Source organism: Kitasatospora sp. NPDC001540 (genome assembly GCF_042894345.1).
Classification (GTDB): Bacteria; Actinomycetota; Actinomycetes; order Streptomycetales; family Streptomycetaceae; genus Kitasatospora; species Kitasatospora phosalacinea_C.
This window is the reverse complement of sequence record NZ_JBIAVO010000099.1, coordinates 1-1,131: the sequence shown is the minus strand read 5'-3', so window position 1 is coordinate 1,131 and position 1,131 is coordinate 1. Positions and strand designations below refer to the sequence as shown.

The window sequence follows — 1,131 nt, the reverse complement described above, 5'->3', positions numbered from 1 at the left end:
CCCGGAGGACCCGCGGGGCGTGCCGGTCTTCGCCTGGAAGGGCGAGACCCTGGAGGAGTACTGGTGGTGCACCGAGCAGGCGCTCACCTGGCCCGACGGCCAGACCCCGAACATGATCCTGGACGACGGCGGTGACGCCACCCTGCTGATCCACAAGGGCGTCGAGTTCGAGAAGGCCGGCGCCGCGCCGTCGCCCGAGAGCGCGGACAACGACGAGTACCGGATCATCCTGGAGCTCCTCAACCGCACCCTGGTCGAGACGCCGCAGAAGTGGACCGAGGTCGCCGCCACCATCAAGGGCGTCACGGAGGAGACCACCACGGGTGTCCACCGCCTGTACGAGATGCACCGCGAGGGGAAGCTGCTGTTCCCGGCGATCAACGTCAACGACTCGGTGACCAAGTCGAAGTTCGACAACAAGTACGGCTGCCGGCACTCGCTGATCGACGGCATCAACCGCGCCACCGACGTCCTGATCGGCGGCAAGGTCGCGGTGGTGTGCGGCTACGGCGACGTGGGCAAGGGCTGCGCCGAGTCGCTGCGGGGCCAGGGCGCCCGGGTGATCGTGACCGAGATCGACCCGATCTGCGCGCTGCAGGCGGCGATGGACGGCTACCAGGTCACCACCTTGGAGGACGTGGTGGAGAGCGCTGACATCTTCATCACGACGACCGGCAACAAGGACATCATCCTGGCTTCGCACATGGAGCGGATGAAGCACCAGGCCATCGTCGGCAACATCGGCCACTTCGACAACGAGATCGACATGGCGGGTCTGGCCAAGCTGCCGGGTGTGGTGAAGACCGAGGTCAAGCCGCAGGTCCACGAGTGGCGCAAGGCCGACGGGCGGACGGTCATCGTGCTCTCCGAGGGGCGTCTGCTGAACCTGGGCAACGCGACGGGTCACCCGTCCTTCGTGATGTCCAACTCCTTCGCGAACCAGACCATCGCGCAGATCGAGCTGTTCACCAAGACCGAGCAGTACCCGGTGGGCGTGTACGTGCTGCCCAAGCACCTGGACGAGAAGGTCGCCCGTCTGCACCTGGACGCCCTCGGCGTCAAGCTCACCACCCTCACCCAGGACCAGGCCGACTACATCGGCGTCCCGGTCGAGGGCCCGTACAAGGCCGA

Annotated in this window: 1 protein-coding gene; it reads left to right on the top strand. The window is 66.7% G+C overall.

All coding sequences use genetic code 11. The annotated features are described in order from the left end of the window. A partial coding sequence (ahcY, locus tag ACFY00_RS38140; RefSeq protein WP_388038890.1) for an adenosylhomocysteinase occupies window positions 1–1,131 on the top strand: 1,131 nt, incomplete at both ends.